General features: G+C 46.0%; 22 protein-coding genes and 1 pseudogene. 17 read left to right on the top strand and 6 right to left on the bottom strand.

Annotation, left to right across the window (positions count from 1 at the left end):
- The first annotated feature begins 124 nt into the window (after positions 1-124).
- The 16 genes from EV690_RS05415 to EV690_RS05340 all read left to right on the top strand — a co-directional run bounded on the left by EV690_RS05415 (position 125) and on the right by EV690_RS05340 (position 12,540).
- Positions 125-652, top strand: a complete 528-nt coding sequence (locus EV690_RS05415; RefSeq protein WP_131911888.1) for a hypothetical protein — start codon at positions 125-127, stop codon at positions 650-652.
- A complete protein-coding gene (locus EV690_RS05410) occupies positions 645-1,151 on the top strand; it encodes a phage baseplate assembly protein V (RefSeq protein ID WP_131911887.1) in 507 nt (168 codons plus the stop codon). Before EV690_RS05415 ends, EV690_RS05410 begins: the two co-directional genes overlap by 8 nt.
- 35 nt (positions 1,152-1,186) lie before the next feature.
- Positions 1,187-1,633: a hypothetical protein gene (locus EV690_RS05405; RefSeq protein WP_131911886.1), complete on the top strand. Its 447-nt coding sequence runs from the start codon at positions 1,187-1,189 to the stop codon at positions 1,631-1,633.
- The gene (locus tag EV690_RS05400; protein WP_131911885.1) at positions 1,614-1,904 is read left to right on the top strand and encodes a PAAR domain-containing protein; all 291 of its coding nucleotides are present in this window, start codon (positions 1,614-1,616) and stop codon (positions 1,902-1,904) included. The genes EV690_RS05405 and EV690_RS05400 overlap by 20 nt, the downstream gene beginning before the upstream one ends.
- Complete coding sequence (locus EV690_RS05395; protein ID WP_131911884.1) at positions 1,905-2,243, top strand: GPW/gp25 family protein; 339 nt, start codon at positions 1,905-1,907, stop codon at positions 2,241-2,243.
- A complete protein-coding gene (locus tag EV690_RS05390) occupies positions 2,240-3,130 on the top strand; it encodes a baseplate assembly protein (RefSeq protein ID WP_131911883.1) in 891 nt (296 codons plus the stop codon). The genes EV690_RS05395 and EV690_RS05390 overlap by 4 nt, the downstream gene beginning before the upstream one ends.
- The gene (locus EV690_RS05385; RefSeq protein WP_131911882.1) at positions 3,120-3,737 is read left to right on the top strand and encodes a phage tail protein I; all 618 of its coding nucleotides are present in this window, start codon (positions 3,120-3,122) and stop codon (positions 3,735-3,737) included. The genes EV690_RS05390 and EV690_RS05385 overlap by 11 nt, the downstream gene beginning before the upstream one ends.
- Positions 3,730-5,448, top strand: coding sequence for a phage tail-collar fiber domain-containing protein (locus EV690_RS05380; protein WP_131911881.1), 1,719 nt, complete (start codon positions 3,730-3,732; stop codon positions 5,446-5,448). Before EV690_RS05385 ends, EV690_RS05380 begins: the two co-directional genes overlap by 8 nt.
- Positions 5,449-5,456: 8 nt before the next feature.
- Entirely contained in the window at positions 5,457-6,011 is a 555-nt protein-coding gene (locus EV690_RS05375; protein ID WP_131911880.1) for a phage tail assembly chaperone, read from the top strand.
- A gap of 78 nt (positions 6,012-6,089) precedes the next feature.
- Positions 6,090-7,556, top strand: coding sequence for a phage tail sheath subtilisin-like domain-containing protein (locus EV690_RS05370; protein WP_131911879.1), 1,467 nt, complete (start codon positions 6,090-6,092; stop codon positions 7,554-7,556).
- Positions 7,556-8,071, top strand: a complete 516-nt coding sequence (locus EV690_RS05365) for a phage major tail tube protein (protein WP_131911878.1) — start codon at positions 7,556-7,558, stop codon at positions 8,069-8,071. Before EV690_RS05370 ends, EV690_RS05365 begins: the two co-directional genes overlap by 1 nt.
- Positions 8,072-8,145: 74 nt before the next feature.
- A complete protein-coding gene (locus tag EV690_RS05360) occupies positions 8,146-8,445 on the top strand; it encodes a phage tail assembly protein (RefSeq protein ID WP_131911877.1) in 300 nt (99 codons plus the stop codon).
- Positions 8,446-8,545: 100 nt separating this feature from the next.
- Positions 8,546-10,957 (top strand): phage tail tape measure protein, encoded by a 2,412-nt coding sequence (locus EV690_RS05355; RefSeq protein WP_131911876.1) that lies wholly within the window; start codon positions 8,546-8,548, stop codon positions 10,955-10,957.
- A 2-nt stretch (positions 10,958-10,959) separates the two neighbouring features.
- Positions 10,960-11,364 (top strand): phage tail protein, encoded by a 405-nt coding sequence (locus tag EV690_RS05350; RefSeq protein ID WP_131911875.1) that lies wholly within the window; start codon positions 10,960-10,962, stop codon positions 11,362-11,364.
- Entirely contained in the window at positions 11,339-11,542 is a 204-nt protein-coding gene (locus EV690_RS05345; RefSeq protein WP_131911874.1) for a tail protein X, read from the top strand. The genes EV690_RS05350 and EV690_RS05345 overlap by 26 nt, the downstream gene beginning before the upstream one ends.
- Positions 11,533-12,540: a contractile injection system protein, VgrG/Pvc8 family gene (locus EV690_RS05340; RefSeq protein ID WP_131911873.1), complete on the top strand. Its 1,008-nt coding sequence runs from the start codon at positions 11,533-11,535 to the stop codon at positions 12,538-12,540. Before EV690_RS05345 ends, EV690_RS05340 begins: the two co-directional genes overlap by 10 nt.
- 126 nt (positions 12,541-12,666) lie before the next feature.
- Here EV690_RS05340 and EV690_RS05335 read toward each other — a convergent pair whose 3' ends face one another.
- The 4 genes from EV690_RS05335 to EV690_RS05320 form a co-directional block, all read right to left on the bottom strand.
- On the bottom strand, positions 12,667-13,956 hold the full coding sequence (locus EV690_RS05335) for an SLC13 family permease (protein ID WP_131911872.1): 1,290 nt from the start codon (positions 13,954-13,956) through the stop codon (positions 12,667-12,669).
- A gap of 18 nt (positions 13,957-13,974) precedes the next feature.
- Entirely contained in the window at positions 13,975-14,826 is an 852-nt protein-coding gene (locus tag EV690_RS05330) for a DUF6282 family protein (RefSeq protein WP_131911871.1), read from the bottom strand.
- 202 nt (positions 14,827-15,028) lie between these two features.
- On the bottom strand, positions 15,029-15,715 hold the full coding sequence (locus EV690_RS05325) for a response regulator (RefSeq protein ID WP_165872664.1): 687 nt from the start codon (positions 15,713-15,715) through the stop codon (positions 15,029-15,031).
- A complete protein-coding gene (locus tag EV690_RS05320; protein ID WP_131911869.1) occupies positions 15,702-17,312 on the bottom strand; it encodes an ATP-binding protein in 1,611 nt (536 codons plus the stop codon). The genes EV690_RS05325 and EV690_RS05320 overlap by 14 nt, the downstream gene beginning before the upstream one ends.
- Before the next feature lie 194 nt (positions 17,313-17,506).
- Between EV690_RS05320 and EV690_RS18195 the strand changes: the two genes are divergently transcribed.
- On the top strand, positions 17,507-17,674 hold the full coding sequence (locus tag EV690_RS18195; RefSeq protein ID WP_165872663.1) for a hypothetical protein: 168 nt from the start codon (positions 17,507-17,509) through the stop codon (positions 17,672-17,674).
- A gap of 58 nt (positions 17,675-17,732) precedes the next feature.
- On the opposite strand, the pseudogene EV690_RS05315 reads toward EV690_RS18195, so the two are convergent.
- Positions 17,733-18,237 (bottom strand): annotated as a pseudogene (locus EV690_RS05315) (IS30 family transposase).
- The gene (locus EV690_RS05310) at positions 18,176-21,823 is read right to left on the bottom strand and encodes an AAA domain-containing protein (RefSeq protein WP_224054901.1); all 3,648 of its coding nucleotides are present in this window, start codon (positions 21,821-21,823) and stop codon (positions 18,176-18,178) included. Before EV690_RS05310 ends, EV690_RS05315 begins: the two are co-directional and overlap by 62 nt.
- Positions 21,824-21,891: the final 68 nt, after the last annotated feature.

The raw sequence follows: 21,891 nt of genomic DNA, 5'->3' as shown, positions 1-21,891 counted from the left end.
CCTTGTGGCGGCGATTATAAGACTGCCCATCAAAATGAAAGATGTGATTTCAAAATACGACTAACAATCTTGGTTTACCGTGATCCCCCGACCCTCGAGGTCGACTAGCTATATGGATAGACTCATGAGCGAGCAACAACCCTTATTAGATCAATACTGTGACAACTTGGCCAACTACCTGACTCAGCACTGTACATGGCTTAAATCAGCCCATGATTATCGGCAACAAATTGTCCCGATTAAGACGCCATATGCATTTATTAATATTGCTGGTTGGCATGTGGCGAACAATGGCCCGCATAGTGGGCAAACCAGTTTATGTTTAGATGTTCAAATCCTAGTCGTCGAGAGCCAATTTGCACAGGATTATCGACGTACTGTGCGTAACGGTGCGGCCGAGCTGACCTGTGCTATTTCAGATAGCACTCTTAATATGCCATTCCATCCTGCCCAAGTGGTTTGCGCACAGCCGTATACTTTGGATAAGGCGGTTTGGGAGATTCGTTACCAACATAGCGTTGATTTTGGTCAGAATCTGTTTGAGACCGAAGGTACTCCCCCAACGAAAGTGCGGGTCGGTGTGAGTCCTGATATTGGTATTGGCCATAAGGACGATTACCAGCAAGTGATTCCGGAGCCGACTGATGAGTGATGAGAGTCAGATTTTACGGGATATTCAACGGCGCTTGAGCAATTTGGTTCGCAAAGGGCGAGTTCACAGTGTGGATTTCACCCAGACACCGCCTCGCGTTCGGGTTGAATATGCGCCGAGGGCGACCACCACCTGGCTACCTTGGGTAGGTGGGCGCGCTTCCAGTCAGTCACGAACCGACTGGGAGCCGCTGGCTGTTGGCGAGCAGTGCCTGATTTTATCACAAAGTGGTGAGCTCAGCGCCGGCGTGGTATTGCCAGCGATGCTCGACAGTCAAAGTCCGCCGCCCAGCACTTCTGCTGATGAGCATGTCACTCAATATGCCGATGGCACACAAACTCGTTATAACCGCAAAACCCATCAACTGAGTGTCATGGTCAAAGGGGATGTCTCGGTGCAATGCGACAACAATCTTAGCTGTCAGGCCGGTGGTGATATCACGCTTTCGGCCACCGGGAATATGAAACTTAAAGCAGCACGGATTGACTTAAACGAATGACTTGGACACCCACAAACAACCAGCTAGTGATGGCTATGGATAGTGAGACTGTGGATAAGCAGCTTGCTTATATCCCTTTGGCAGGGGAGACCATCAGTGCTTATCAATGGATGATTACACCCGCTCAGTCGGTTTTTACCGTCACCTGCAATGTGGCAAGCGGGGTGCATCTGACGGCTGATGCTCTTAGTGGTTTATTTCATCCTGACTATCTGCGTTACCGAGACGGCAAACAACTGCTTGAAGTGAGCCGTTGGGAGGCGCTGCCTGCAGGTATGGATCTCTATGATTTTCATCCAACGCGTGATGGCCAGCGCGATTACATACTGACCGTCACCGCCCAGATCCACTTTATTGATTCGCTCACTGGCAGCGAGCAGGACTATGAAAAGCAACAGAGCTGGACGATGACAGTGCGCCACGATTATTCATCTGGGCGCGCTTTACTAGAGGAGTATTTCAATGCCAGCAGTCACACGTAAAGGCGATGGTGGTACCGGCCATGGGGATTTTCCGCCACGCAATAGTACGGGCGGAAGTAACACTGTTTTTTGTAACGGTATCGCGGTCCACCGTGTAGGGGATGGTTGGAGCGTGCATTGTAATTCGCATCCAACTTGTCACAGCGGAACGCTAGCCAGTGGCTCTGGCAGTGTATTTGCCAATGGCAAAGCGCTAGGCCGAATTGGTGACCGAGTGGATTGTGGCAGCTTGGTGGCTGCCGGGAGTAGCAACGTTTTTGCAGGGGGCTAAATGCAGGGAATGAACCGATATACCGGGAAGACGCTCTCGGGGATTGATCATTTAAAACAGTCCATTATGGACATCTTAACCACACCCGTTGGCTCACGAGTGATGCGCCGAACCTATGGTAGCAATCTGTATGCGCATGTGGATGCGCCCATGAATATGGCGACGCGATTGGATATTTTTACCGATACTGTCGATGCCTTATCCAACTGGGAGCCGCGGATCGCAGTTGAGAAAATTGAAGTGACCTCGGCTTCCCGAGGGCAATTTGTATTATCCATTACGGGTAAATATCGACCCAATGGTGAGCCGATCACAATGGAAGGAATAGAAATTCAATGAGTATTTCTGATTTATCGACGTTGCCGGCCCCCTCACTGTTAGAGGAACTGGATTATGAGCAGGTGCTAGAGGAGATGCTCACGCGTTATCGAGTGCAAAATTCAACCTTTGATGCTTTGCTGGAGTCGGATCCAATTTATAAGGCATTTGAAGTTGCTGCTTACTTTCGTATGAAAGACCGCCAACGCGTTAATGAAGCAGCTAAAGCGGTGATGCTGGCCCTGGCCACTGGCAGTGATTTAGACCAAATTGCGGTTCGCTATGATGTGCAGCGCCAACTCATCACTCCCGCAGATAATCACACGATTCCACCGACTCAAGCAGTGTATGAGTCGGACGATGATCTGCGGCGGCGGGTGTTATTGGCTTTTGAAGGGTTATCAGTGGCAGGCCCTGAACAGGCGTATAAATTTCATGCTCTCTCTGCTGACCCAAGCATTGCTGATGCGAGCGCAATCATGCCCAGTCGCGGGCAAGTTTTAGTGACCTTATTATCCCGTGAAGGGGATGGTCACGCCAGTGATGAGCAGATCAAGGCTGTGGAGCAGGCGCTCAATGCCGAAGAGGTCAGGCCACTTACCGATGAGGTGATCGTCCAATCAGCGGCGGTCGTGAAATACTCCATCACCGCCACGCTTTATATGCAGGATGATCCCGGACAGAGCCCCATCATGGATGCAGCTCGTCAAGCCCTACAGACTTATGTGAGTAGTCTGTCTCGCTTAGGCCGCAATATTCGGCGTAGTGCCATTATTGCGGCGATGAGTGTTGCCGGGGTGCAATATGTGGAATTAACGGCGCCGGCCAAAGATATTGTGCTCAGTAAAGAACAGGCCAGTTTCTGCACGCAAATTCAATTAAAAAACGGAGGCGGTGATGACAGCTAAACAGCTTTTGCCGCCGAATGCCACCGCTTTGGAAAAAGCGTTCGTAGATGCGATGACGCCGGAGCTGGCGGTGCCGATTCGGGATATCTGGGATCCCAAGCGTTGTCCATCCCAGTTTTTACCCTATCTGGCTCAGAGCTTCTCAGTCGACCGTTGGGATGAAAACTGGCGTGAAGATGAAAAAAGAGCCGCGATTGAAGCGGCTTTTTTTATTCACCTGCATAAAGGAACCAAAGCGGCCATCCGTCGCGTGGTCGAGCCACTGGGGTTTTTAATTCAGGTGATTGAGTGGTTTCAAACTTCGCCGCGTGGTGATCCTTATACTTTTTCGCTGGTCATTGGCGTCAAGGATAAAGGGATTACCGATACCATGTATGAGCAGATGGTCAAATTAATCTTTGATGCAAAACCACTACGGGCGGAGCTGATGGGGCTCGATATTCAAGCTCAGAGTAACGGCTCTATTTCTGTCGGGGCCTGCTGTTATACCGGGGAGACCGTGGTGGTTTACCCGTATGCACCAGGCACAATTACGGTCACCGGAAGCATCTATTCTGGCGGCTCTGATCACACCATTGATACAGTGAGTATTTATCCTCATGAATGAATTTTTTACTATTCTAACCACGGTTGGCGCCGCTAAGCTGGCAAATGCGACGGCATTGGGTACGACCATCGAGATTACCGAAATGGCAGTGGGTGATGGCGGCGGTAAGGCGGTGACACCGAATCAGTCGCAAACGTCACTTGTGCATACATTGCGCCGCAAACCCCTCAACTCCATTACCATCGATCCTGATAATCCAAACTGGGTTATCTGTGAGCAAGTGTTACCGCCTGAGATCGGTGGATGGACGATTCGGGAAGTGGGGCTGTTTGATACCGCTGGCGATCTGATTGCCGTGGGCAACTTTCCAGAGACTTATAAACCGCTGTTAAGTGAAGGAAGTGGTCGGACTCAGACCATTCGAATCGTGCTGGAAGTGAGTTCAGCCAGCAGTGTTGAGTTGAAAATTGATCCATCCGTCGTGTTGGCGACCCGAGAATATGTCAACCAACAGGATGCCAGTGTTTTGCAGCAGGCTAAAGACTACGCCAGTCAGCAAGATACCAGTTTAAAAGCCTATGTTGATACTCAAGATAAAGCTGGCCAAACCGCCGCCAAAGCGGATGCGACGAAAAAGGCCAACCAGACACTCGATGATGCTAAAGGCTACGCGGACAGCCAAGATGCGAAGATGTTAGCCAGTGCCAAAGCCGATGCGAGCAATAAAGCCAATGCCGCAGAGTCGGCCGCGAAAAACTATGCACAGGCGCAAGACAATAGCTTGAAAACCTATGTGGATACTCAGGATAAAAGCTACCAAACGGCCGCCACGACGGATGCAATGAAAAAGGCTAATCAGGCACTAGCGGATGCTAAAAGTTATGCCGACAGCCAAGATGCGAAAATGTTAGCGAGTGCTAAGACTGATGCAAGCAGTAAAGCCAGTGCAGCAGAGTCGAGTGCTAAAAATTATGCATCTCAGCAAGACAATATAGTACAAGCTCAAGCATTGGCGGCTGCTAAAAGCTATGCGAATACGCAAGATGCTGCGACATTAAAAAGTGCCAATAGCCATACTGACGGTGCCGTGAATACAGCGCTGAGTAAAGCTAAGAGCTATGCTGATGCACAAGATGCCAAAGTCTTATCGAGTGCCAATACGGATGCAAGCAGTAAAGCCAATGCCGCCGAGTCATCAGCCAAAAGTTATGCGGATACTAAAGATGCGGCCCACGTCAGGGCCAGTGATCCGCATTCACAGTATTTGAATGAATCGCGTTTTAATAGCGTGATTGGTAGTTATCTTTCGAACAATCCGCAAGCAACCGTTGGTCAGATAATTCTAGTGCCAGCCACAACTGCACCATCAGGGTATTTGAAAGCCAATGGCGCGTCTCTTTCTCGAAGCACTTATGCCAAATTGTGGGCCTATGCGCAAGCCAGTGGCAATTTAGTGGACGAAAAGAGCAAAGACATTGGGAATTTTGGTTCTGGCGATGGTTCGAGTACGTTTACGGTGCCTGATTTGCGTGGGGAATTTTTACGATTTTTGGATGATGGGCGCGGGGTTGATTCGAGTCGAACCATCGGGAGTTATCAGGCGCAGGCCATTCAATCGCATTATCACAGAGTGGGTCACTCATCGAGCAACTTAGGTTCGGATGGCATTGCTGGGGGGAGTCATGATAGATACTATAAAAACACGACTTCAACCGGAGGCACTGAAACCCGGCCTCGCAACATTGCCTTACTGGCTTGCATTAAATATTAGGAATTAAGATGACCGATACAATCTATCACTATGATGCGACTACTGGTGCCTATCAGGGAGCCGGTGAAGCCGATGTAAATCCACTGGATATGGACAACCCATTAATCTCGGCCAATGCCACGGTGATTGTCCCACCAGAGAGTACCGATGGCATGATCGCCGTCTTTGCTGATGGGGCATGGAGTCAGAAGAAAGATCACCGAGACCAAACCATCTATGACATCACTGATTACACGCAGTCCAAAATGGTCACCGATTTAGGGGAAGTGCCCGAGGGTTGGACATTGCAAAAGCCAGAAGAGTTCAGTCTCTGGAATGCTCAATCAGGGAAATGGGAATATTCGCAAGACTTAGAACGTCCGGTAAAAGCTTCTAGTGTTCGCACCGAGCGTGATGCTATTGCCGACCGCGTCAGCCGTGAGATTAACCGCCTCGAAGATGCCGGCAAAGATGCCAACGCGTGGCGGCAATATCGTGTGGCGCTGCGTAATGTGCCTGAGCAAGAGGGGTTCCCATTTAAGGTGCAATGGCCCAAAGCTCCCGGTGAGTTCACCGGCAAATAATCTGTACTAACTTAATTTAACCCCAATCATGACCCGCTTCGAGCGGGTTTTTTATTACTCCAAACATAGGAATTAGCTATGACGCAATTTCTCCATGGTGTCGAAGTCATTGAAGTCGATAGTGGCTCTCGCTCCATTCAAACGGTTAAGACAGCCGTCATTGGACTGGTAGGGACGGCGCCGGATAGTGCCGGAGCGACCGCTGCCAGTTTACAAAAAGGGAGTGCAGTGATTAACGATGGTTTGTTATTTACTGCTATTGAGGCCGGTACTGGTGGCCATGCTATCAGTGTGACGTTTGTGGATCCGGGCACTGCCAATGCTGAGTTGGGTGTCTCGGTGGTGGGCCAGAAAATTACCGTTCATCTTGCCACCGACGGTGACAGTGCGCTCAGCTCGACTGCGTCCGATGTGCAGGCGGTGATTGTTGCCAATACCGATGCAGCTGCGTTAGTGAATGTAAAAGCACTGGGAACTGGTGAGGGGATTGTGGTCAATGACGCTGAGGCTTATCTCAGTGGTGGCCGCGATGAACCCTTCCCCTTGAATACCCCAGTGGCCGTGGCTGGTAGTCAGCAACAGGTTAATCAACTTGGCAAAGCTGGCACGCTGTATAAAGCGTTTGATGACATCTTTGATCAAACCGGTGCACTGGTAATTGTTGTGCGAGTGGCCGAAGGCAGCTCAGATGCCGAAACTCAGGCCAATATCATCCAAGGGATGCGAGTGTTGTTATCGGCGCAGACTCAGACCGGTTATAAACCGCGGATCTTAATTGCCCCCGAGTTTAGCCAATATGATGCGGTGGCTGCCGAGATGCAAACCCAAGCCGCTCGACTGCGCGCAGTCGCTTACTTTGATTGTGAGCAGGGCGCGAGCTATACCGATGCTATTAAACGGCAGCGTAAATATGACAAACGCTGTGAGCTGATGTGGCCCTGGGTCACCGTGTTTGATGAGGATTTGGCAAAAAATGTCAACCGTCCGCTATCGGCGCGTGCCGCGGGATTGCGAGCACGTATTGATGCTGAAAAAGGAGCCTGGTGGTCGAAATCCAATCAGGAAATTTACGGGATTGTCGGCACAGCGCAAGCGGTTGATTGGACCTTGGATGATCCTAATACCACCGCCAACATGCTCAATGAAAACCATGTGAGCACCGTGATCCAACAGAATGGCTTTCGTTTTTGGGGCAACCGCAATTGCTCGGATGATCGCCAATGGATGTTTGAACAGACTGTGCGTACCGCAGATATGATTAATGATTCAATTCAACTCAATCACCTGTGGGCGGTCGACCGCAACCTGACCAAGACCTACTTTGATGAGGTCTGTGAAGGCGTTAATGATTACCTGCGGCAGTTAAAAGCCGAAGGCGCAATTTACGACGGTAAATGTTCGGCTGACCCCGATCTAAATTCATCCGCAACCGTGAAACAGGGACTGGCTTACTTTGATTTTGACTTTGAGCCGCCGTTCCCTGCTGAGCATATTATTTTCCGCAGTCGCCTCAATGGGGACTATATCGAAGAGGTATTTAACTAATGGCAGCAGATCATCTGTTAAAAAGCTGGGCCGTGTGGGTTGATGGTGTTGGCAAAGCCGGCAATTGTAAAGACTACACACCGCCTGTATTAGAAGTGAAAACCGTGGATTTTTCCGCGGGCGATATGGATATGCCAATCCCGGTAGACGACGGGATGAATCCGATGGAGACCTCGTTGTCTATTTACGGTTTGGATCCCAATATCATGCCGTTGTTTGGCTTTCAAACGGGTAAAAACACATCACTATCGGTGCGTTCAGTATTTACCGATGCTCAAGGAACTCCCTTTGAATGTTCCGAAGCCATGCGCGGGCTTATCACTAAAATTGAACGCGATGCGCAAGATAGTGGTTCACAGCGCGATAAAGCAATGAAAGTTACGATGAAGCTTAACTATTACAAAATGGTGTGGGCAGATGTCAAATTGGTGGAAATCGACCCGGTGAATCATGTCCGTTCGTTCGGTCATGTCGATACGCTGAAGCAGATCCGCAGCGCCATGAAGCTGTTTTAATCCATTTTATAACACTCTTGAGCTATCAGGCTGCTTCGGCAGCCTTTTTTATCTTATTGTTAAGGAAATTATCAATGGCTTACCCAGTGAAGAACGAAGTTTTGACTCTGCAGTTTCCAGTCACTTTTAATGAAAAAGAATATACCACGCTTGAGTTTCGTCGCCCGAAAGTGCGGGATAACCTGATTGCCGATAAACAAAACCAAGCGGATGCTGACAAAGAGATTGCTTTGATGGCATTACTCAGTGATGTCGAGCAAGGCGTTATCCATGAACTGGATATGATGGACTATGTTGCGGGGCAGCAAATCATCATGGGTTTTCAAAAGCAGGACTCGGGGTCGAGCGTCAATACATCGACCAAGGGCTCCTAGCACTGGCCCATTACACCGGCTGGCAGTTGGATACGCTGCTGGAATTATCAACCGAACAATTTATCACCTTCCTTGAAATTATTCCCCAAGAGGAGCGTTCATGCTGACCCAAAATTTAACAACCGTCGCGTCCCTCGGGGCGACGGTGGGCAGCTCATTTACCCAGTTAGGCAGTACCATTACTCAGTCGATGGGAACGGCCAATAAGAGCGTGAAAGAGCTCACCCAAGAGCAGAAAAAGCTCTCGACACACATCAAACAAAGCAAGTTAGCGGGGGCGGATGTTTCTTTGCTAGCGCGCCAGTATCAAACTCTTGGTCAACAGATTGAGCAAGCGACCAAGCGTGCTCAATCCTCAGGGCAAGGTCAGGAGATCGGTGCTGGCTTTAAACGTGCAACCCAATTAGGTAGTACGGCGATAGGCTCCATTTGGAATACCGCGACGGCGCTCGGTGGGCTGATAACCCACACCAACCAACAAACAGCCGCGATAGCAAAATTGGCGCATGCTCAGGGAATGAATGTGTCACAGTTCCAGGCCTGGAATGGTGTAGCCAAACAGGCCGGAGTGTTTGGTGCGAACATCAGCACTATGATGACCAAACTCAGCCATAAATACGCCGAGTTTCAAGCTCAAGGGACTAAGAGCCCAATGGCTGCTGCATTTGGGAAACTGGATATATCCCCCAAAATGATGGCGGGTATGCATGCCGCTCAGCAGTTTGAAGTGGTCATGAAACGCCTGCAAAAGGTCAAAAGCCAGCAACAGGCGGGGGACCTTGCCAAGATGTTACTGGGCAGTGGCGGCGATCAAGTCATCGGCTATATTCGCAGCACTCACAAAGGGCTGGATAACTTGCTGCAGACACAGTCCAAATTCAACTTGTTAACCCATCAAGGGGCATCCGGCGCAACTCGTTATAACCATGCATTTAAAAATTTGCGTACCGTGGTCAGTAGTGGCTGGCAGGAGATTTCTGGGATCGTGGGGGGCGCAATGTCTGGGAGCTTAAATCAACTGAATGGTTTGTTGGTTAACTTTGTCAAAAACAATAAAACACAGCTGGTCAGTTTTTTCAAAAGTTTGGCTCAAGGGGCGCAGCTCACTGTGTCGGCGCTACTCACGTTGGGGCAGGGCATTAATCGTGTTGTCCAGTTTATGGGCGGTTGGCAGACGGTAGGGCTTGCGATGGCATCGCTGCTCACTGGCAGACTCGTCGCCGGGCTATTTAGCTTTAGAACGGTCTTACAAGGCGCGATGACAAGTATCAGAGAAGCGCAAGGTGTGATGGCGGCCTTTAATTTGGTGATGCAAGCGAATCCGATCGGTGTCGTGACCGCTGTGGTTGGCGGGCTTGTTTTCGCTGGTGTTGAGCTGTATCGCCACTGGGATACGGTGGTCGGTTGGTTTCATGGTGCATTGGACTGGTTCAAGAGCGCTTTTCCCAAGACCTTTGGCGTGATTAAGGCGGTGTTAAGTTGGTCACCGATCGCAACCATTCAATCGGCCTGGGGAGTAATCACTGGTTATTTCAGTGGCTTGTGGACCAATATTTCCTCAGAGTTTACTCATTTCTGGGCAGGCATTAAAACCCTCTTTGGTTGGACGCCGCTGGGATTAGTGCTGAACAACTGGGAATCGCTCAGTGATTATTTCAGTGGTCTGTGGGCCAATGTGACAGCGCTCTTTAAAGCCGGTTGGGGCGCGGTAAAATCCTTATTTAGTTGGTCACCGATCGCAACCATTCAATCGACTTGGGGGGCAATCACTGGTTATTTTAATGAGTTGTGGACCAATATTTCCTCCGTGTTTACTCACTTCTGGGCAGGCGTTAAAACCCTCTTTGGTTGGACGCCGCTGGGTTTAGTGCTGAACAACTGGGGAGCGCTCAGTGATTATTTCAGTGGTCTGTGGGCCAATGTGACAGCGCTCTTTAAAGCCGGTTGGGGCGCGGTAAAATCTTTGCTGAGTTGGGCCCCGCTGGCAGAAGTGAAAGCTAGCTTCCAACCCCTGACACTGTATTTTGAAAAACTCTGGAACAAGATTACAGGGATCTTCAAAAAAGGATTTGGCTGGGTAAAAGGTAAACTCGGCAAGATAAAATCATGGGTGGGTAAACTGGCGTTCTGGAAAAGCAAAGATTCAGCGCAACAAAAGCCAGAACCTCCCAAAACCCCCAAAGCTGAACCTAGCAAAATAGGTAAGACGATGCGCCGCGTCGCTCGAGTGAATGCTGCCGTCATGGCGGGGACTCTGGTTGGCGCTGCGGCGGCAACTGCAGCGGTCAACCCACCCAATAGCACTGGGATGTCACAAGGGGCTCAACGGACCAAGGCCGCATTGCAACACGTCTATCAAGGCTCGCAGACTTCGCATGTTCGTCAGGTTAATGTCGGTGGCATTACGGTGGTTGCTGCGCCCGGGCAATCGCCAGCACAGGTTGGTGATGCTGTTTATAGCCGTTTTGCTGAGGCTGATGGCGCCGCACTTTATGATTTTCCGGAGGCTTAACGATGTCGCAACCGATGCTCTCTCTAGGTCGTTTTCACTTCTCAGTGGATACCGCTACTTATAACAGCCTGTCACGAAACTATGGTTGGCATTGGAAGGCCAATTCTCGCGTGGGAAAACGGGATATTTTGCAATATACGGGGCAGCAAGCCCCGAGTATTTCCCTGAATGGTACTGTCGCCACAACGTATCGCTCGGTCGGAACCCAGCAGATCCAAAAGCTGGTGAGTTTGGCCAACAAGGGCCAGCCTTTGCTGATGATCAGCGGTGACGGTGACAAATTAGGATATTGGGCAATTCAGAAAATACAGGAAACTAACCGCCGCTTTGTTCGTGGTGGATCCCCGCGTTTTCAAGACTTTTCAATGGAGCTTATCTATTATGGCGACGATTTACAGAACCCGTGACGGGGATGTACTAGACCGAATCTGTCACGATTATTATGGCCGTTCCTCGGCGATAATGGACGTTTATGATGTGAATCCGGGATTAGTTGAATATAACGTTATACTTCCCGCAGGGATTGACATTATTTTGCCTGATTTGGCTGAGCCAGTAGCGCAGGGGACTGCGTTATGGGATTGAACTATCAGCCGCAGTTCTCATTGCATGCCGATGGCAAAGATATCACTCAGGCGATCTGGGACAATTTGCTCAGTATTAGTTTGCGCGATAACGCGGGGAAAAAATCAGACCAGCTTACTATTGATATAGTTCTTCCTGTCAGTGCGGTCACGCCTCCTAAAGGGGCGGTGTTGAATTTCTCGCTAGGGTTTAATGGTTCACTCGTCGATAAAGGGCGATTTATTGTTGATGAGCTGACATTAAGCGGCCCGCCAAGACGGTTGCAAATTGTTGCTAATGCCGCGCCGATGGATAACACCAAACAGAGCGGTTTGCTGCAAAGCCATAAAACTCGCAGTTGGGATGAAGTGACTTTGAGTAGCTTAGTGGCCACTATTGCCAAGGAGAATGACCTGACCCCTAAAGTGAGCCCCGATATGGCTACTCGAACCATTGCTCATATTGATCAGGTTAATGAAAGCGATATGGCATTGCTGACCCGTATCGCCCAGCAGTATGGTGCGGTCGTTAAACCCGCCAATGGTTATCTATTATTTACCACCGATGCGGCCGGAAAAACTGCATCCGGCAGTAAGATGCCAGTTTTTAAGCTATCGTCAGGGCATGTTAAAACATGGCAGTGCCGATTCAGCAGTCGCCGGAATGTGAAGCGCGTGATTGCGACGTATCATGATGTAGCAACTGGCAACACGGAACAAGTTAGCATTGGCAGTGGCGAGCCGGTGTATCGAATTTTATACACCTACCCCAATCAAGCCGAAGCACAAGCCGCTGCCCAAGCTCGCATTAAAACGGCTCAAGGTAGCAGTGATTCGTTAGCAATTACGATGGATGGCCAGAGTGACTTTATGGCAATGGTCGCTGAAGGATATGTCCAGCTCAGTGGGTTTGGCGACCGAGAAGACGAGCCTCAATGGCGGATCAAATCGATTGAATGGAAGTTATCAAGCTCCGGCATGACTATGCATATTGCTGGTGATCGTGGTGTACCTAATTAAAACACGATGGTTTTTAGTACTTATGTTGAATTTGATTTTAGCGACTAGTACTCATATTTACACTTTGAACCGACGCGCCCTGACGGTCAAACCATCAGGGCAATTTCATCTCATCGATTAGGTGAATCAGAGCATAGCGCTGATCGCCATGCAGAACAGTGTAGATATAAACAGAATTGAAGGGGCACCTTTAAACAGTAGCTGATTAAACAATACATCTTTGTGTTCTTCCCTTTCGGCACTCAGGATAAGACTCCCTCCTGAGGAGAAAGGTGAAAGACAGGTCGCTTGTGCACCGATAATAATTGTAGTAAACAGAATCGCAGGATTAAGTTGTGTAGACAGTGCAATTGCAGGAATAATCGGGAATAGTGCTGGTGCAACGACCCCTAACGTACTGGCAAACAGCGACATACAACCACCAACCAGACAAAGCACGACTGGCACAAACAGGTTCGGTATATTTCCACTAATCCAGTTAGCCAGTAGTTCTATAGTACCCGCCTTAATCGCAATAGAAATGAGCATGCCAACCCCACAAATCATAATCATCGTCGGCCATGGCACATTGGCAATGATATCTTTTTGATCACCGAGTCGCATTAAGAGCGCTATGATCGAGAAGACAATGGCAATTAGAGCGATATTAATTTTGGAATTCATAAAGGTAATAGTCTCATTACCCGGGAAAATTTTGTGCATGATCGGGAAGAAAAGCACGGTAGCGACCATCAGAACAATTAACTTAAGCATGTATGCTTGTTGCTTAGTAAAAGGTTCTGGTAATACCGATGAAAAACTAGATGTATCGATCTGATGACGCCCGGTAATCGTAAGGGTCGTTAACACGATCAAAGGGATCACAACCGAAATTGAAAAAATAGTGAAGGTATAGGCAAAGGCATCTTGAGCATATCCGGCCGATTCAATTAATCCACTGAAAATAATCCCACTGGCACTTGTCATAAAATTGGAACCCGCCAGACAACCAAAGTTAACGGCCATTATTCCAGTTAGTTTATTGAGCTTGGTTTTCTCACAGAGGATCAGAGTGATAGGGCCAAAGAATGCCAATACTGAGTAATATCCGGCGCCAAGTCCGGCAATGATGGTCGCGGATATAAAAATTGCCAGTGGAAGCAATTGCGGAACCTTTCTGGTTCGATATAACAGGTGTTGTGCCAATTTATCTAACGTGCCATTGTTTATCGCAAAATTATAGAAAATCGACACAGAAAATATAATGAAAAATATTTTAATTGGCCATGTTTTAATAACTGCCGAAGCGGACATATCCAGAACAAAGCAACCAATAAAATAGGCAAACCCCATGGCAAAGAAGCCTGTATTGATCTTAGTTTTGTAACCCAGCGCAATCGATGCCGCAATAGCCATTATAATTATAAAACTTGTCATAATGAGTAACACCAATTATTAGTTAATGCCCAGAGCTTTAGCTGGATTTGTTCTTGTCATTTTATAAATATCTTCTGGTGATATTCCCTTATCCGCTAGGTAGTCAATGCTTTGCTGAAAAGCAACTTCCCAGTGAGGATTTTCAACCTGCCCACCATCAGTATTAATAATTATGTTATCCGGGCCGAGTTCATTCACCAGATTATAATTATCCTCAAGGTTACTCTTATATTTACCACCGCCCATGGGTTGTGCATAACAGCGCTCAAGATAGACATCATATTCCCGGACTAATGCTGCCTGTTGCTGTGTCGATAACCCAACAACCCAGAATTCTGGATGGTTGATTACAATTTTATTAATTCCCATATTTTTCGCGTGTCGGGCCACAACAAATATATCATCTGCCGATAAATGTCCAGTTGCTAAAGTCACATCATATTTTTTGACTAATGCAAGAATTTCTTTGAGTTTTTCAACCGGTTCATTATTTTTAACACAGACAATACCGCCTGATTTACCTAGCTTTTCCAGTTGATTATCGGCATGAATGGTTGGCAACCAGACAATTTTTGCCCCCAGTTTTAATGCAGTTTCAACAGCGACCGGATTTAATCCTCCGACAGCATAATTGAGAACAATCCCACCATACATGGTAAATTTTTTTTCGTTGTATACTTTCCGGTTATATTCATTGACCAGAAAAGCTCGATTCATAGTTGTCCCATGATGAGATTTTATGACAACAGCTTTTGCCCCAACGCTTCGTGCAGCATCGGATAATTCCAGATCTGAATATGCTCTTTCCCGAATATCCGGTGCAGAGTGGACATGAAGCTCGACAATACCTTCCAGATTATTTGTGCTCATCTTTTATCCTTTCGACTAATGTTATTATTTTTTTATAATAAAGAATGGAGAGCAGCTGAAATGAGAAAAAAAGCTTTATTTTTACTTTTTAAAAGGTAATTAAGGTATTAAAGGTTTTAATTAAAAATCTGATGCATCAGATCACAAAAGTCATCTATCAAAGATGACTTTATAATATAGCAATGCATGTGAATAAATATTTTTATCTAACAACTTTTTGATAACACCTCTGTGGTCTACCGACTTTACCAAGAACAACATTTGCAGATAAAAAGCCACGGACAACCGCATATTCTAAATATCTTCTGGCCGTTGTTTTACTGATACCGGCTTTATTGCAGATAGCATCTGAGGTATACACCTGTCCATCATCAAAAACAGATATAACGCGTTGAAGCGTGATATCATCGATTCCTTTGGGGTGCTGGCCCAGAGAATCTGTACAAATATGTGTGTTATATAACTTATTGATGAATGATTGGTTTACATTGTCGTCATTTCTTAAGGCGATATGTTTATGGAAGTTATAGTAACGTTCTAAAGAGTCATTGATCTGTTCCATCGCAAACGGTTTGATCATGTAATCGAATGCGCCGTATCGCATTGCACATAAAGCGGTCTCGATATTGTTCGCTGCCGTGACAAAGAGCACATCAACCTGTTCGTTCTTTTTCCTTAGATTCCGTAATAGGTCTAAACCCGTCCCATCGGGAAGAAAGTTATCTAACAGCATGAGATTTGGCTTAAAATGATGCAGCATCACTTGCGCATCAGCGATCGTTGAAGCGATACCGATGACTTCAAAGAAATATAGTTTAGAGATGTGTTCAGACAGTAATCCTGACATCTCTTTTACATCCTCAACAATTAGTACCTTAATTCGATTCATTTTCACATGCCTGTTTATACTGGGGAATAAATAATGTAAACATTGCCCCGCCATACTCCGATTCTTCGACAATGATATGCCCGTGATTTTTATCGACGATTTCTTTGACTAAACTTAAGCCTATCCCGTGTTCTTCATCATTCTTACTTGAATAGCCTCGTTCGAATATCAACTCGATTTTATCCTCACTAATTCCCATACCGCTGTCAGAAACTTCAACTATCAACTCATCTCCCAAGTTATTGGCAAATATAGATACGATCTTTTCTGCTCCAGGAGAACGGATGATTGACTCGAATGCATTATCTATAAAATTGCCGATGATGCATGTCAGCTCTTTATCATTCAGCGATAGTCGTTCTGCTTGAACGTTTGATAATGGACTGATTTCAAGCGCGATGCCCAATTCTCTGGCCCGACTCATCTTACTCATTAACAGACCAATCAAAATAGAAACATTGAAAGAATGGGCGATCTGTACAACCTCATTTTTTTTGATAATGTGTTCATTATGAATATATGCTTTTACTTCGTCATATTTATTCACGGCCAACAAACCAGAAATAACCGCTAACTGATTAGAAAACTCATGGCTGAGCGCCCTCAGGTTTTTCTTATCTTCTATCGCCGCATTGACCGCTTGTTCTAGCTCTTCCTTCTCTGTTTTTGGTCTGAGCGTAATGACAGTTCCCAGATATTTGCCTTGATTGCTATAAAATGGTGTCCGGTTGGCGACAAGACGTTCGCCATTACAACAAAGCGTTTGATCAACCACATTCTCTTCACTGTGCTGCAGGAAAAAATCAGCTGGATAAAGATATTTAGAAATATGTTGATTAACCATCGTTTCGTGAAGATCAACGAGATGAAGGTATTTTTCGGCAGCATAGTTCATTGCTAGAATGTTGTTAGAAGGGTTGATAGCAACCACACCTTCAAGAATGGAATTAACCATGGATTCATACAGATTAAACGCGACCTCAATTTGAGTTGGACTTTTTTGCAACATTTTTCGGTTGAGGTAGCTCACAAAAAAATGGCTGAAAGTCACAAGTAGAGCGAACAGGAATACGGAGATACCCACCACAATAATGATGTATTTGCTGATCCGGTTTACCGCAAATTTATAGGACATCCCTACAGCAACAATACCAATCACCTTGTTATGATCCATGACCGGAACACGCGACTTAATATTGGTGATCCCTTCATCACTATAGTCAACAAAGCTGGCGGGTTTTCCCTTGAGTACATTCACGATTTGATAGGCAGGCATCGTGACGCCCATGCCAACTCCCGCCGTGTTGTAAATTCGCTTACCCGTACTGTCAGCGACGACGACATAATCCGTACCTAACGGCATTCTGATGTTTTCCACCAGGTTTGCAATCACTGCCACGTTATGGTCTTTAAGTGCCTGTTTGAGATGATCGCTTGAAGCAAAAATAGTGGCTTGTTCAACTGCTGAATCCCTGGTTTCTTCAACCAGCAACGCGTGTATATTGTGGTAGACGACCACCACAAATATTGATGAAATAATGAAGGCCAGAAAACTTTGTATAAAGAAAAGCCGTCTAAAAAAGGTGAACTTCTTCAAAATTATCCTCAGCCAGTTATAAATTCCTTGATTGCTCCATTTATGGTAATGGTCTTGGAAACTTTGCCTATGATCATCATTTGACTCATTTTGAAACGTGACTTAGCACTAAATGATGATGGAGTAAAAAAATTTATAAGGTTTTAAAGGTGTTTATTTTTGAGCTTTTCTGGGAGGGCATTTGGCAGTCCTTTGTGTTTTCAAAACTTTTCAATGGCGCTTATCTATTATCAGAGCAGTTTATTGATGAGCTGAAACTATGCGTCTTGCCTCGGTGGCTACAAATTGTCGCCAATTCCACTTCGATGGATAACACCAAAGAGAACCGTTTGCCACAAAGCCATAAAACCTGCCAATGGTAGCTATTGTTTACCACCGATGCGGCCGGAAAAACCGCATCCGGTGACAATATGCCAATTTTTAAGCGACCACGGCCATTTCTTTAAAAATAACAGCAGGCTGCCTGAACGCTAAACACTTTTTAGGACGATTGTTGAGCCTCGATTGAGCAAACTGCATTTTCGTTTGCACCTCGCTCCCAAGAACTATACGGATAGGCAAAATACAATTCCGCGTTCAGTGCTTTTACGATTTCCTGATGACATGCAAACTCTCTACCATTATCGGCGGTCATGGTGTGTACGCAATCTTTGTAGGGCATCATCATTTCAATGGTCGCCCTCGTCACTGCGTCTATTGACTTTGAGGGAACTTTCTTAAACAGAGAGAACCGATTTTTCGCTGCTTGACGTCTGCGAACAGAAGACGCGTGAGCGTTCTTGGGGCAATATTGGCCGCATGTTCGGTTTCGTTTTAGTTCACGATACACCTTTGCTCGGTGACACTTTATGTTTTGGGCAATTTCAGAGATAGAAATTCCCAGTTCCCAAAGGGTCGCAATCTGATATCTTTTCCCCTTGGCCAACTACTGATAACTTATGGTCGTACGGCTTGTTTTTTGGCGAGAAGAGCGTACCACTTTCAGCAGTTGGCTTCCTCTTCTGAACCTTTCCATGAGTGTCGCCGTTCCGGCTATTTAAGAAGTCGAGCTGGGTTTTGATCTCTTTCTCTAAATCACCTACATAGATAAGAGACGTTTCGATATTGACATATTTTCCGGTTCTACTGGCACTAAACCAGTTAAAAGACCCCACAGCCATATATCTATCATCAGCAAAAATGCTCTTACTATGTACACCATTAATTATATTGATAACGATACCCAGTTCTTCCAAGGTCGCACAGCAATGTTGAAAAGCTTTCACCTTGTTCGTATCTAGGCGGTTTGAAGTAGTAGTATTGAAATGTCTATCAGTATGTATGGTTATCTGTACACCTTTGAGAAGAGCCTCTTTTAGCAACTCTAGCAGTCCTGTTGACTGCAGCTTATTCAAAAATAGCCAAGGTGAGACGATATCGATTTTTCGTTTTACTTCCTTGAGCAGTTTCGATAAAAATGCATCGTGTTCTTTTGCATTGGTGAGTAGCTTGGGATGTCCACATATTTTTAGCAAATCAGGACGCTGACCGACACTAAACTCAAGTTCATTCTTCTCGTCAGAAAAGAGGCAGTTCGCGAGTAACCCTCTTGGGCTGGATGATGGAGCGGCCTCAATGATATCTAAATCACCAAAGACCAAGAATGCGTCTTTGGCTCGAGAGACTGCAACATTGAGCATTGAAGGATCCTTATCAATAAATCCACCATCGTTGTGTCTTGTGTACACTTGGGAAAAAATGATGATTTTTCGTTCAGCTCCCTGCAAAGCGTGAACTGTACCCACCGTGAGTTGATTACCACCTTTGCCTGCTTTGATATTGTATTCAGCGCATGCTTTTTGGATTTGGTTCACTTGAGCCGAAAATGGGGTAATTATGGCCACACACTTTGATAGAGGTTGACCATAGTAATCTTCTATTTTTGTTTTGTTGGTGTGAAGCCATGCCGCGATTGTTTCTGCTTCCAACTTGTTCTGTCGGCTGCCGCCAGATGATTCTGCGATGCCGTCGATATGAAGATAACTAAACGGAGGGTAGAGATGAGCATTCGTTGCTTTTCCTCGTTTCGGGATTAGAATTCCTTGATAACAAAGATCATTGCAGTACGAAATTAATTCATCGTAGCAGCGCCTATGTTCTTGTAAAAACATCCCAGGTTCTGCTTTAGGCATATAATGAAAACGGCTTGTTTTTTGGGCTATGTGCATCACACTGCCCGTTACAACACTTCGACCAGAACCTTGAATAGCGGGGTATTCATCATCTGAGACGATGATTTTTTGTTCTTTTAAGTTTCCTCGGTCAATCGCTGAGCATATATTCCTAATTGGTGGAATTTGGTAAATATCGCCAATGACTAACGCTTTTTTTGCCAGAGCAAATGAGGCTGCGGCGACTTCAGGGGCAACTTGCCCTGCTTCATCTACGATCAAAAGGTCAATTTCATTAAACAGATAGTTAGTTTCGTATTCATTATTGCCAATGTAAGATTGGTAACTCATATGAGAGGGTAACGAATGGAATGTTGAAACAATACAGGGTGTGAGCATCATTCTGCGCCTCCAGCGAGGCTGAACCGATTTTAATCCTGTTTTGTTGTGGTCGTTTAGTTGTTGGCCTAAATTCCGACAAGAGAGTAACCAGCACGCTTCCCAGTAATGGACAGCTAAACGGAACATTCGAAAGCGGACTGTAATATCCAAAACCGAATCAATGTCGGCTAGTTTCGTCATAGTCTGTTCTTGAGTACCTTGGGTTAAGCTGTTGATCGAAGCTTTCCAACGCTGTTGTGATTGTTCAAACTGTCGGTAGTGTTCTAGCCAGGATTGATATTGGTTATTTAGCTCATCAAAATTATCTTTTCTATTTGAATAAGCTTGTTTTAAGAAGTCTTCGAATTGATCTGATGACAGATTTTCAATTTGCGCTTCATCGTGATTGAGAAGGCTAATAATGAAATTTTTCCGCTGAAGTTCGAGCTTATTTTTAATCGGTGGGAGCCACTTAAATAAACTTAACCATGTGGACTCATTAGCGAGGTAGGTTCGCCAGGCCGTCAAATGTCTTTCGGCATTATCTATCGATGCTTGAGCATTATAAACTGCCAGTTGTTGATCTGCTAGTGCTTGTTCTGGGGTGTCTCCCATAATCAAATGGATGTTTTTCAATTGTTGGTTGTATTGATTCCAATTGGCTTGAATCTCGTCTAGCAGGGCTTTCTGTTGCTGTAACTGCTCATGAAGATGTGCCTTAATAGGTTCTATATCAGCAAAGTTTTGCTGTGGAAATGCAAGCTTTGCGTTATCTAAATAATGAGCTTGCGCTTGATCTAGAAAATCCAACTGTTCGACGTGTTCATAGAAATGCCTCGTTTGATAATTTTTGGCTGCTTTAGACTCACCATAGGCGGATGGTAGATAACCACCATAGCTAAAGATATAAGGTAGCCATCGGTCTGATAGCTCGTCACTGCCTTCATCAAAGTCTTTACCAAAAGCGTCAATAATATTAGTGACTGCTTGGTTATTGGTCGATGCGGCGATGATAATGGGGGGATGACTTTCTTTCAGTGCTGACTCAATCCACAGCGATGCCACAACAGACAGAACAAAAGTGGTTTTGCCTGTGCCGGGAGGACCATTTACAGCAAGAATATCGCCGTCTTGCATAGCTAAGGTATGAGCTAAAGCATCGCATTGTGCTTTTGCGAGTGGGAAATGACGATTTGAGTGTCCTAAACGAAGATTCAATGTGTTAGATATATCAAGACATTCTTCGTACTTGGTGACTGTTTTTGCAGCGTAACAGTTTAGTAAAGGTAACTCTATGTTTGAATTGTTCAGATTATCGTACAGCTTTAAAATATATTTTGATGCGCCTGAGCATTCATTGCTTTTAGTGACGAAGCCGCTCTTTTCAATGTTTTCATAGAATTTCTCGATGCGACGTTGATCACAGTAGTCGGTAAAAAGGTTTTGAGTCAGCTCGTAGTAGTGCCTCCAATTCAATTGATGGGAGTGATATTTTTCCTTTTCTTTGAGTTCGGCAGGAATGGCTTCAGCTGTCAGTGCTGGAATTTCATGTATAGTAAGAAATTTATCTAGAGTCTCGACGTTCGCGATAGTAAATGTATCTTCGCCTTGTGGGGCAAGTAGATCACGCGGTATGAATGGTGTTGTATGTGGGAATAATAATCCTTCGCGATTTACCCACAAAGAACACAGGATCGGCGAGAGTACTTTAGGCATATTACCACTGTAATCTTTGGCGTGAACTTTTCTCAGATAATAGGTTACAGGACGAAGGTGAATTTGCACGGCAGTGATATGGTCGGGTTCATCCTGAAATAGTTTGGCTAGTACTGGAGAGCTAGGCTTCAGTTTACCGCCCTTGAATTCATCGGTCGATGTGCGCTCATACTTTTCCAGATCTTGTTTTTTTAACCCACCTTTTGCACTATCGGCATCTGCAAGTGAATTACGCCAATAATGAATCCAGCCCTGATTATCCATTCCCCTTCCTTGCCCCTTCTCTTTAAACTCTTAATTTTAATCACGTATTCTATTGTAAGCAGGGTGTT

Origin of the sequence: Celerinatantimonas diazotrophica (assembly GCF_004339545.1) — a bacterium.
Lineage (GTDB): Bacteria > Pseudomonadota > Gammaproteobacteria > Enterobacterales > Celerinatantimonadaceae > Celerinatantimonas > Celerinatantimonas diazotrophica.
The sequence above is the reverse complement of the archived record's forward strand: the minus strand, read 5'-3'. Positions and strand labels throughout refer to the sequence as shown.

What these genes read in the sequence shown, in the direction of transcription:
- EV690_RS05415 (WP_131911888.1), top strand. Translation starts at nt 125, where the DNA reads ATGAGCGAGCAACAACCCTTATTAGATCAATACTGTGACAACTTGGCC.
- EV690_RS05410 (WP_131911887.1), top strand. Translation starts at nt 645, where the DNA reads ATGAGTGATGAGAGTCAGATTTTACGGGATATTCAACGGCGCTTGAGC.
- EV690_RS05405 (WP_131911886.1), top strand. Translation starts at nt 1,187, where the DNA reads ATGGATAGTGAGACTGTGGATAAGCAGCTTGCTTATATCCCTTTGGCA.
- EV690_RS05400 (WP_131911885.1), top strand. Translation starts at nt 1,614, where the DNA reads ATGCCAGCAGTCACACGTAAAGGCGATGGTGGTACCGGCCATGGGGAT.
- EV690_RS05395 (WP_131911884.1), top strand. Translation starts at nt 1,905, where the DNA reads ATGCAGGGAATGAACCGATATACCGGGAAGACGCTCTCGGGGATTGAT.
- EV690_RS05390 (WP_131911883.1), top strand. Translation starts at nt 2,240, where the DNA reads ATGAGTATTTCTGATTTATCGACGTTGCCGGCCCCCTCACTGTTAGAG.
- EV690_RS05385 (WP_131911882.1), top strand. Translation starts at nt 3,120, where the DNA reads ATGACAGCTAAACAGCTTTTGCCGCCGAATGCCACCGCTTTGGAAAAA.
- EV690_RS05380 (WP_131911881.1), top strand. Translation starts at nt 3,730, where the DNA reads ATGAATGAATTTTTTACTATTCTAACCACGGTTGGCGCCGCTAAGCTG.
- EV690_RS05375 (WP_131911880.1), top strand. Translation starts at nt 5,457, where the DNA reads ATGACCGATACAATCTATCACTATGATGCGACTACTGGTGCCTATCAG.
- EV690_RS05370 (WP_131911879.1), top strand. Translation starts at nt 6,090, where the DNA reads ATGACGCAATTTCTCCATGGTGTCGAAGTCATTGAAGTCGATAGTGGC.
- EV690_RS05365 (WP_131911878.1), top strand. Translation starts at nt 7,556, where the DNA reads ATGGCAGCAGATCATCTGTTAAAAAGCTGGGCCGTGTGGGTTGATGGT.
- EV690_RS05360 (WP_131911877.1), top strand. Translation starts at nt 8,146, where the DNA reads ATGGCTTACCCAGTGAAGAACGAAGTTTTGACTCTGCAGTTTCCAGTC.
- EV690_RS05355 (WP_131911876.1), top strand. Translation starts at nt 8,546, where the DNA reads ATGCTGACCCAAAATTTAACAACCGTCGCGTCCCTCGGGGCGACGGTG.
- EV690_RS05350 (WP_131911875.1), top strand. Translation starts at nt 10,960, where the DNA reads ATGTCGCAACCGATGCTCTCTCTAGGTCGTTTTCACTTCTCAGTGGAT.
- EV690_RS05345 (WP_131911874.1), top strand. Translation starts at nt 11,339, where the DNA reads ATGGCGACGATTTACAGAACCCGTGACGGGGATGTACTAGACCGAATC.
- EV690_RS05340 (WP_131911873.1), top strand. Translation starts at nt 11,533, where the DNA reads ATGGGATTGAACTATCAGCCGCAGTTCTCATTGCATGCCGATGGCAAA.
- EV690_RS05335 (WP_131911872.1), bottom strand. Translation starts at nt 13,956, where the DNA reads ATGACAAGTTTTATAATTATAATGGCTATTGCGGCATCGATTGCGCTG.
- EV690_RS05330 (WP_131911871.1), bottom strand. Translation starts at nt 14,826, where the DNA reads ATGAGCACAAATAATCTGGAAGGTATTGTCGAGCTTCATGTCCACTCT.
- EV690_RS05325 (WP_165872664.1), bottom strand. Translation starts at nt 15,715, where the DNA reads ATGAATCGAATTAAGGTACTAATTGTTGAGGATGTAAAAGAGATGTCA.
- EV690_RS05310 (WP_224054901.1), bottom strand. Translation starts at nt 21,823, where the DNA reads ATGGATAATCAGGGCTGGATTCATTATTGGCGTAATTCACTTGCAGAT.